The organism is Streptomyces nanhaiensis (assembly GCF_046614825.1).
GTDB classification, from domain to species: Bacteria; Actinomycetota; Actinomycetes; order Streptomycetales; family Streptomycetaceae; genus Streptomyces; species Streptomyces radiopugnans.
The window spans coordinates 19,198-27,874 of the sequence record NZ_JBKJFM010000076.1; the positions used below are offsets into that span (position 1 = coordinate 19,198).

Here is an 8,677-nt window from a genome sequence, read left to right on the forward strand (position 1 = left end):
CTCAGGTCCCGCGCCCCCGTCCGCCCCCGTCATCGCCCTCGCCGGCGTCCGGGGCGTCCGGGGGCGCGAGCCGCTCGGCCAGTTCGTCCACCGTGAGGGTGTGCCGCTCCACCGCGCCGGTGCGGTAGGCGATCCGGCCGACGATCTGGCCGAGGACGGGCACGGTGGTCAGCTGGAAGACCGCGATGAGCAGCAGCAGCCCGGCGTACGGCAGGGGCACCCGCAGGGCCGCTCCGATCAGGATCAGCAGCAGCCCCAGGTTCTGCGCCTTGGCGGCCGCCTGGAGCCGGGTGACGGTGTCCGGGAAGCGCACCAGCCCGACGCCTCCCAGCAGGCAGAAGACGGCACCGCACAGCAGCAGGAAGGCCGTGGCGGCCTCCAGGGCCGTCTGGAGGAGCCCGTTCACCGCATGTCCTCCCGCTCCTCGGCGAGCCGCGCCGCCGTCACCGACCCGATGAAGCCGAGCAGCGCCAGCACCAGCAGGACGAGTACGGCCGAGGTGTACTCCCACACCGCCACGGCCACGGCGGCCCCGGCGACGACCGTCGTCACCAGGATCTCCACCGCCACGATCCGGTCCAGCGCGTGCGGGCCGCGCACCAGGCGGTGGACCACCAGCACGGCGGTGACCGACAGCAGGGCCAGGGCGACGGTCGCGACCACGCTCACCCGCGCTCCTCCTCTCCCCCGTATCCCCGCTCCCGCCGGTCCGGGTCCTTCCGCATCCCGGCGGGGCCGATGGTCCGCATCACCCACCGCTCGGCCGTCGCGACCTCGCCGCGGCGGCGCTCCACCTCCTGGGCGTCACGGGCGGGCAGCGCGTGGACGTAGAGCCGCCGCCGGTCCCGGTCGATCTCCAGCACGAGGGTGCCCGGTGTCAGCGAGGCCATGCTGGCGGTGGCGGCGATCATCAGGTCGCTCTCCGAGCGCAGCGGGACCTCCAGCACCGCGGCCCGCACCCGCGGACCGCGCCGTACCGCCTCGAGGGCCACTGCGACGGCCGATCCGACCAGTCCGACCAGCAGGTGCGCGGGCAGCAGGAGCAGCCACAGCGGGTGGGGCCTGGCCCGCCGGGCGATCGAGGGCAGCGGGAAGAGGACCACCACCAGCAGGGCCACCACCGCCCCGCCCACCAGCACGACCGGGCTCACCGAGCCCCACAGCACGATCCACAGCACCCACAGCCACAGGGCCAGGGGCCACTGCCGGGACGTCCGGCGCGGAGGGCCGCCCCGGGCCTCCCGGGTGCCCGCGGTCCCGTGTTCCCGCTCGTCCGCCGGGCTCATCCGCCCCTCCTGTCCGGATCACCGAGTACGGCCTCCTGGTACGTACTTCGCTCCAGGAGGTCCACCGCCGCCCGTTCGCTGAGCCGTGCCAGCGGCCCGGCGCCCGCCGCCACCACCACGCCGATCAGCACGGCGCCGACCGTGGCTCCGGACATCAGCCGCAGCCCCCTCATGCGGCCGCGCACGGCGGGCGGCCGCTCCCCGCCGGCGGCGAACGCCGCCCGCCACACCCGGGCCATCACGTACAGGGTGAGGAGACTGGTGAGCAGGGCGGCGGCCAGCAGGGCCAGGACGGCCGCGCCGCCCTGCTCCACGCCGGCCTGGAGCAGGGCGAGTTTGGCCACGAAGCCGGACAGCGGCGGGATCCCGGCCAGGCTGAGGGCGGCGAGGGCGAACAGCCCGGCCAGCAGTCCGGGCGCCGGCGCCGTCCGGGCCAGCCGGGACAGCTTGGCGGTGCCGCTCCAGCCCACCACCAGGCCTGCGATCAGGAACAGCGCGGCCTGGGCCGCGATGTGGTGGACGGCGTACAGGACGGTTCCGGCGAGGCCGCCGACGGTGTAGAGCGACAGCCCGAAGAGCATGAACCCGATGTGGCTGACCAGCACGAAGGACAGCAGCCGGTTGACGTCCTGCTGGGCGACGGCGCCCACGATGCCCACCAGGAGCGTCAGCGCCGCCGCGACCAGCAGCGGGGTCCAGGTCTCCGAGCGCGGGAAGAGCAGTGTCTGGGTGCGCACCATGGCGTACAGGCCGACCTTGGTCAGCAGCGCCGCGAGCACGGCGGTGATCGGTGCCGGAGCGGTCGGGTAGCTGTCCGGCAGCCAGAAGTGGAGCGGGACCACGGCCGCCTTGATGCCGAAGACGATCAGCAGCAGCAGGCTGAGCACGCTGCGGATCCCCTCGGGGAGGGCCGGGACGCGGTCGCCGAGGTCGGCGAGGCTGACCGTGCCGGTGGCCGCGTAGATCAGCCCGATGGCGGTGAGGAACAGCAGCGAGGACAGCAGGCTGGTGATGGTGTACGTCATCCCGGCCCGGATGCGGCCCTCCCCGGCGCCCAGGTTGATCAGCACGTAGGAGGAGGCGAGCATCAGCTCGAAGGCCACGAACAGGTTGAACAGGTCGCCGGTGAGGAACGCCAGCGCGACCCCGGCCACCAGCAGCAGGTACGCCGGGTGGAAGGGGGTGCGGGGCAGGTCGCCCTCGGCGGTGCCCTGGCCGATGGCGAAGACCAGCACGGCCAGGGAGACCGCCAGCGCCACCACCAGCAGCAGCGCCGACAGCCGGTCCGCCACCAGGGAGATCCCGGCCGGCGCCGGCCAGCCTCCCACGGAGAGCACCAGCGGACCGCGCCGGTCGGCGAGCACCAGCAGTACGGCGGAGACGGCCAGCACCGCCGTCAGGGTCCCGGTGCCCAGCAGCCGCTGGGCGGCGGCGCTGCGCCACACGGCCTGGGACAGGCCCGCCGCCAGCACGGGCAGCAGGACGGGTGCGATCAGCAGCCAGCCGGTCACGACTCCAGCACCTCCTCCCCCACCCTGCGGTCCTCGACGTCGTCGCGGACCTCGTCGTGCCCCTGGAGCCGCCAGCTGCGGTAGACGAGCGCGAGCAGCAGGACGGTGATGCCGAAGGTGATGACGATGGCGGTGAGCGCCATGGCCTGCGGCAGCGGGTCGGCGAACGCCTCCGGTGCGTGCCCCTCCCCGGTGATGGGGGGATCGCCCGGCGGGCCCGCGGCCATCAGCACCAGCAGGTTGGTGCTGTGCCCCAGCACCAGGAAGCCGAACAGCAGGCGCATCAGGGAGCGCTGGAGCAGCAGGTGGAAGCCGACGGCGAACAGGCCGCCCACCACCAGGGCCGTCGTCAGGTCGAGTGCTCTCATCAGGCGCGGCTCCCGGTAGGGGTGGCTGGGGTGTCGGGTGTGCCGCCGGACTTCCCGGCGGCCTCCTCGGGGGTCTGCTGCGCGGGGCCGACAGCGGACAGCAGCTTCAGGCAGACGCCGGTGACCAGCAGGTACACCCCGGTGTCGAAGACCAGGGTGGTGGTCGCCTCCAGGTGGCCCAGCACCGGCAGCGTCACGCTCACCAGCGCGCCGCCCAGCGGTTCGCCGCCGAAGGCCAGCGGGGCCAGTCCGGCGGCCGCCGCCAGCGCCAGCCCGCCGCCGGCCACCAGCCGGGGGTCGAGCGGGACGGCGAACGCGCTGTCGGCGCGCCCGCCCACCAGGTAGCGCAGGGTGAACGCCTGCCCGGCCACCAGTCCTCCGGCGAAACCGCCGCCGGGGCGCAGGTGCCCGGAGTAGAGCAGGTAGAGCGAGAGCACCAGCACGGACGGGAACAGCAGCCGGGTCAGGACCTCCAGCAGCAGGGACCGGTCGTGGGCGGGCAGCTCCCGTGCCTCGGGCAGCCACTGCTCGTGCGGCAGGGCCCACCGGGCGGTGGGCTCGTAGCGGTCCGCGGCCGGCGGCCGGGCCCGGATGGTCGCGGCCCTCCCGCCCAGCACCCCGATCAGGGCGCCCACCCCGATCGCCGTCACCAGCAGCACGGCGATCTCGCCGAGGGTGTCCAGGGCCCTGAAGTCCACGATGATGGCGTTGACGACGTTGTGGGCCCCGGCCTCCTCCACGTGGTCGGTGTAGAACTCGGAGACGGCCGGCTCCCGGCGGACGGTGGAGACGGCCAGGGCCAGGATCGCGACGAGCGCGCCGGCTGCCGTGGCCACCGCCAGGCGCAGCCGGCGTACGCGGCGGGAACCGGTGCGGGTGCCGAGTTCGGCCGGCAGTCCGCGCAGCACCAGCACGATGACCACCAGGGTCAGCGTCTCGATGAGGAACTGGGTGAGCGCCAGGTCCGGGGCTCCCTGGACCAGGAAGAGCCCGGCGACCCCGTAGCCGACCGCGCCGGCCAGCAGCGCGGCCGCCAGCCGGTGCCGGGCGGCCGCGAGCGCCAGCGCGGTGATCAGTACGACGGCCGCCAGCGGCACCTGGACGGCCGAGTTCCACAGCGGCGGGGCGGGCAGCGGGACGTCCCTCAGCAGCAGGGCGGCCCCGGGCACCAGCAGGACGGTCGCCAGCAGCACGGTGAGGTAGACCGGCAGGGAGCCGACCTGGGTGCGGCGGGTCAGCCACGCGGCCGCCTCGTCGAGGCCCCGGACCGCCTGCCGGTAGCTCACCTGCGCGTCGGGGGCGCGGGGGGACCTGTCGCGCACCGCGGACAGGGCCGGGCGCAGGCGGTACAGCAGGACGCCCGTCGCCTGTGCGGCGACGGACAGCGCGAGGGCGGGTCCCAGCCCGTGCCAGAGCTCGAGGTGGTACGGCTGCTGAGGGGACGGCAGCAGCGCGGCGTAGGGCTCGGTGAGGGTCTCGGTGCCCGTGTACCACACGCCCAGGCCCAGGGTGGCCGCCACCAGGGCGGCGATGGGCACGGCCATGCCGAGCGCCCGGTCGCCGGGGTCCTCCTGCGGTGTCGGTTCCGCGCCGGGCCGGCTCGCGAAGGCGCCCCACAGGTAGCGGACGGCGTAGGTCACCGTGAGCGCGGAGCCGGCCACCAGGGCGGCCAGCACCCACTCCTCGCCCGCCCCGGGGCCGTGGCGGGCCGCGTTCCAGAAGGTGTCGAGGTACGCCTCGTGGCCCAGGTAGCCGGCCAGCGGCGGCAGTCCGGCCATGGAGGCGGCGGCGAGCGCGGCCAGGGTCAGCAGGACCGGCCTGCGGCGGCCCAGGCCGGAGAGCCGGCCGATCTCGCGGGTTCCGGTGTGGTGCTCGACCAGGCCGGTGATCAGGAACAGCGACGCCTTGAAGGTGGCGTGCGCCAGCAGCATCACCTCCCCGGCGAGGGCGGAGTTGCGGGTGCCGTAGCCGAACAGCGCGATGAGCAGGCCGAGTTCGCTGATCGTTCCATAGGCCAGGACTCGTTTGAGGTCGCTCTCCCACAGCGCCCGCCAGGCGCCGACGACCAGTGACAGCAGGCCGACGGTCAGCACCAGGGGGCGCCAGGGCTCGGTGTCGGCGAAGCCGGGCGCCAGCCGGGCCGTCAGGTAGACGCCCGCCTTGACCATGGCGGCGGCGTGCAGATAGGCGCTCACCGTGGTGGGCGCGACCATCGCGGCGGGCAGCCAGCCGTGCAGGGGGAACTGGGCCGACTTGGTGAAGACGCCCACCAGGACGAGTACCAGCGCGGCGGGCACGTATCCGCCGGACGGCGGATCGGCGACCAGTTCCGAGATCCGGTAGGTGCCGGCCGCCTCCCCCAGCATCACGAAGCCGAGCAGCATCGCCAGGCCGCCGCCGGTGGTGACGACCAGCGCCTGCTGGGCCGCCTCGCGGTGCTCGCGGGTCCTGCCCCGGCCGGCGATGAGCAGGAACGACACCACGGTGGTCAGTTCCCAGAAGACGTACAGGACCAGCAGGTTGTCGGCGGTGACCAGGCCGAGCATGACGCCGGCGAAGGCGAGCAGCAGCGCGGACTCGCGGCCGTGCCCCTCGGAGGTGTAGCGGGCGCCGTAGACCAGGACGGCGGCTCCGACGCCGCTGATGACGCCCGTCATCAGCAGCGAGAGCGCGTCCAGCCGCAGGAAGACCTCAAGACCCAGCGAGGGCGCCCAGCCGAAGTGCTCCACGGGCGTGTCCCCGTCCAGCACGGAAGGGGCGAGGGCCGCCGCCCAGACCAGTGTGGCCAGCGGCACCAGGGCGGCCACCCACCACACGGCGCGCCCGGCGCGCGGCGCCAGGGCGGGGAGGACGGCGGCCACGGCGGCGTGGGCGGCGATCAGAACCAGCAAGGGCACTCCCGGGTGAACCACGCATGAGCGAACAGAGCGTACATAAAGGAACATCCACCGCGTGGCCGTACACCCTTCAGCGGCGCGGTCGCGCCGGGGGCCCGGGCCGGTACGCGGGCCCGGGTGACGCCGGGTGACGCCGGATCAGCCCTCCGCCCGCTCGCACACCTCGCACAGCGCCCGGCGGGCCTCCGGTGTCTGGGTGACCTGGCCCATCCCCCGCGGCTCCCTGACGAGCTGGGAGTCGATCCGCAGGTGTTCGGGGCACAGGCCCACATGGCAGCGCGAGCACACCGCGACGGCGGTGGTGGTGCGCTCCCGCGTCAGGCACTCGTAGCAGTTCATGGCCTCGGTCCGTTCTCGTCCAGTGCGTGGCCGCGCAGCCCCAGCGACTCCTCCAGTTCGCGGATGCGCGCGTTCAGCCGTTCGGCCCGGTCGGCGCGCTCGTAGGGGGTGAGCGGGGGCCTTCCCGTGATCACCAGCGTGGCGCAGCGGTAGAAGAGGTAGGCGGGCACGACGACCGGCCAGGCCATCCCGTACAGGAACGCCGTCGACGCGGTGGCCGACTGGCCCTGCCGCCGGAAGCGCTCGACCGGGTCCTCGTCCGTGTGCCAGTCGCTCTCCAGCGCGATGATCCGGGCCCGCTCGATGCCGTACACCACACGGGCCGTCAGGAGAGCGACCGACAGATAGGCCGCTAACAGCGACATCAGACCGACCAGCACGCCGCACCATCCCTCCTTCCGCACTCGGCGCAGTACCCGGGACGGAGGTGCGGAAACACCGGGTGTGCACCCGTTTCGACCCCGGTGGGCGGAGTTCGGGAGGGGGTGGCGGGGCGGGCCGGACCGTTTCCCCGGGGGGCGTGCGGGTACTCCGCGCCGGGCCACAGCACCTGTCGTGAGGAGGAGCGAGATGGCTGGACGGGGCACATCGCCCGGCGCCGCCGCGGAGGAGGACGTGGTGGCCCTGCTGGTGCGGCGGCACGAGGAGATCCGGGAGCGGTTCGACGCCGTGGAGGCGGCCGGCGACGAGGGCCGCCGGGCGGCGTTCCGGCGGCTGGTGCGGCTGGTGACCGTGCACGAGACCGCCGAGGAGGAGGTCGTCCACCCGTACGCGCGCGGCGCCGTCGAGGGCGGCGAGGAGATCGTCGCGGCGCGGCTGGAGGAGGAGCGGCGGACCTCAAAGGCGCTGCTGCGGCTGGAGTCGATGGACTGCGCGGGCCCCGGCCGGGCGGCCTTCCTGCGGGAGTTCGCGGCACTGCGCGAGGAGGCGGAGGCGCACGCGCGCGCCGAGGAGCGGTACGAGTTCCCCCCTCTGGAGGCCGGGAGCGACCCCGAGTGGCGCAGGGCGATGGCACGGGCGGTACGGGCCGCGGAGTCGGTGGCGCCCACCCGCCCGTACCCGGCGGCCGTGCCGGACGGTGCGGATGCGGGGGCGGGCCCGTTCGCCGCCGTGGTGGACCGGGCGCGGAACGCGCGGCACGGGGAGGAGGGGCGGTGACCGGGGCGCCGGCCGGAAGCGGCGCGGGCAGGGACGCGGACAGCCGCGCGGGGGGCGGTCTGCGCGTGGTCGTCCTGGGCGCGACCGGGAATGTGGGCACCTCGGTGGTGCGGGCCCTGGGCGACGACCCGGGGATCGGCTCGGTGCTCGGCGTCGCCCGCCGCACACCGCTGTGGACTCCGCCGAAGACCGAGTGGGCGAGCGCGGACATCGGGGCCGGCGGCGACGGCGAGGACCCGGCCGGGCGGGCCGCCGAGGAGCGGCTGACGGATCTGTTCCGGGGCGCCGACGCCGTGGTCCACCTGGCCTGGCTGATCCAGCCCGCGCGCGATCCGCTGGTCACCTGGCGCACCAACGTGCTGGGCACCGCCCGGGTGCTGCGCGCGATGGCGGCGGCCGAGGTGCCCGCGCTGGTGTACGCCTCGTCGGTGGGCGCCTACTCCCCCGGCCCCGTGAACCGCGCGGTGGACGAGACGTGGCCGACCCACGGCGGCCGGCCGGACGCCGCGTACTGCCGGGAGAAGGCGTACGTGGAGCGGCTGCTGGACGGCTTCGAGCACGACCACCCCCGGGTGCGCGTGGTGCGGATGCGGCCGGGCTTCCTCTTCAAGCGGGAGGCCGCGAGCGAGCAGCGCAGGCTGTTCGCCGGCCCGTTCCTGCCGCAGCGGCTGGCCGGACTCGGCACGGTGCCCGCCGTACCCGCCCTTCCGGGGATGCGCTTCCAGGTGCTGCACACCGACGACGCCGCCGAGGCGTACCGGCTCGCGGTCCTGAAACCGGTGCACGGCGCCTTCAACCTGGCGGCCGGACCGGTGGTGGACGCCTCCGTGCTGGCCGGCGTACTGGGCGCCCGCGCGGTGCGGATGCCGCTGGGGCCGGTGCGGGCCGCGGCGGGCCTGGCGTGGCGGCTGCGGCTGGTGCCCTCGCCGCCGGAGCTGCTGGACGCGTTCCTCCGGCTGCCGGTGATGGACTGCACTCGGGCCGCCGGGGAGCTGGGCTGGCGGCCCAGGCGGTCGGCGCAGGAGGCGCTGCGGGAGCTGCTGCGCGGGATGCGCGAGGTGGCGGGGGCGCCCACCGCCCCGCTGGCGCCCGTCGTGGAGGGCGGGCGGCGGCACGAG

General features: G+C 75.1%; 10 protein-coding genes. 2 read left to right on the top strand and 8 right to left on the bottom strand.

Going from position 1 to position 8,677, the window contains the following annotated elements; translation table 11 throughout:
- Window position 1: 1 nt before the first annotated feature.
- The 8 genes from mnhG to ACLIYP_RS17605 form a co-directional block, all read right to left on the bottom strand.
- A complete protein-coding gene (gene mnhG, locus ACLIYP_RS17570) occupies window positions 2-406 on the bottom strand; it encodes a monovalent cation/H(+) antiporter subunit G (RefSeq protein ID WP_412714080.1) in 405 nt (134 codons plus the stop codon).
- Window positions 403-669, bottom strand: coding sequence for a monovalent cation/H+ antiporter complex subunit F (locus ACLIYP_RS17575; RefSeq protein ID WP_412714081.1), 267 nt, complete (start codon window positions 667-669; stop codon window positions 403-405). Before ACLIYP_RS17575 ends, mnhG begins: the two co-directional genes overlap by 4 nt.
- Window positions 666-1,286, bottom strand: a complete 621-nt coding sequence (locus ACLIYP_RS17580; protein WP_412714082.1) for a Na+/H+ antiporter subunit E — start codon at window positions 1,284-1,286, stop codon at window positions 666-668. The genes ACLIYP_RS17575 and ACLIYP_RS17580 overlap by 4 nt, the downstream gene beginning before the upstream one ends.
- The gene (locus ACLIYP_RS17585) at window positions 1,283-2,797 is read right to left on the bottom strand and encodes a Na+/H+ antiporter subunit D (protein ID WP_412714083.1); all 1,515 of its coding nucleotides are present in this window, start codon (window positions 2,795-2,797) and stop codon (window positions 1,283-1,285) included. The genes ACLIYP_RS17580 and ACLIYP_RS17585 overlap by 4 nt, the downstream gene beginning before the upstream one ends.
- Complete coding sequence (locus ACLIYP_RS17590) at window positions 2,794-3,165, bottom strand: Na(+)/H(+) antiporter subunit C (protein ID WP_412714084.1); 372 nt, start codon at window positions 3,163-3,165, stop codon at window positions 2,794-2,796. The genes ACLIYP_RS17585 and ACLIYP_RS17590 overlap by 4 nt, the downstream gene beginning before the upstream one ends.
- A complete protein-coding gene (locus ACLIYP_RS17595; RefSeq protein WP_412714085.1) occupies window positions 3,165-6,056 on the bottom strand; it encodes a Na+/H+ antiporter subunit A in 2,892 nt (963 codons plus the stop codon). Before ACLIYP_RS17595 ends, ACLIYP_RS17590 begins: the two co-directional genes overlap by 1 nt.
- A gap of 144 nt (window positions 6,057-6,200) precedes the next feature.
- The gene (locus ACLIYP_RS17600; protein ID WP_412714086.1) at window positions 6,201-6,401 is read right to left on the bottom strand and encodes a DUF2180 family protein; all 201 of its coding nucleotides are present in this window, start codon (window positions 6,399-6,401) and stop codon (window positions 6,201-6,203) included.
- The gene (locus ACLIYP_RS17605) at window positions 6,398-6,781 is read right to left on the bottom strand and encodes a hypothetical protein (RefSeq protein ID WP_412714087.1); all 384 of its coding nucleotides are present in this window, start codon (window positions 6,779-6,781) and stop codon (window positions 6,398-6,400) included. The genes ACLIYP_RS17600 and ACLIYP_RS17605 overlap by 4 nt, the downstream gene beginning before the upstream one ends.
- Window positions 6,782-6,971: 190 nt before the next feature.
- Between ACLIYP_RS17605 and ACLIYP_RS17610 the strand changes: the two genes are divergently transcribed.
- Window positions 6,972-7,559, top strand: coding sequence for a hemerythrin domain-containing protein (locus ACLIYP_RS17610; protein ID WP_412714088.1), 588 nt, complete (start codon window positions 6,972-6,974; stop codon window positions 7,557-7,559).
- Window positions 7,556-8,677 (top strand): NAD-dependent epimerase/dehydratase family protein (locus ACLIYP_RS17615; protein WP_412714089.1); only part of this gene is annotated, 1,122 nt, incomplete at its 3' end. The genes ACLIYP_RS17610 and ACLIYP_RS17615, both read left to right, overlap by 4 nt.

Excerpts from the sequence above, each read along its gene's own strand:
- ACLIYP_RS17580 (WP_412714082.1), bottom strand. The coding sequence starts at position 1,286 with ATGAGCCCGGCGGACGAGCGGGAACACGGGACCGCGGGCACCCGGGAG.
- ACLIYP_RS17590 (WP_412714084.1), bottom strand. The coding sequence starts at position 3,165 with ATGAGAGCACTCGACCTGACGACGGCCCTGGTGGTGGGCGGCCTGTTC.
- ACLIYP_RS17600 (WP_412714086.1), bottom strand. The coding sequence starts at position 6,401 with ATGAACTGCTACGAGTGCCTGACGCGGGAGCGCACCACCACCGCCGTC.
- ACLIYP_RS17610 (WP_412714088.1), top strand. The coding sequence starts at position 6,972 with ATGGCTGGACGGGGCACATCGCCCGGCGCCGCCGCGGAGGAGGACGTG.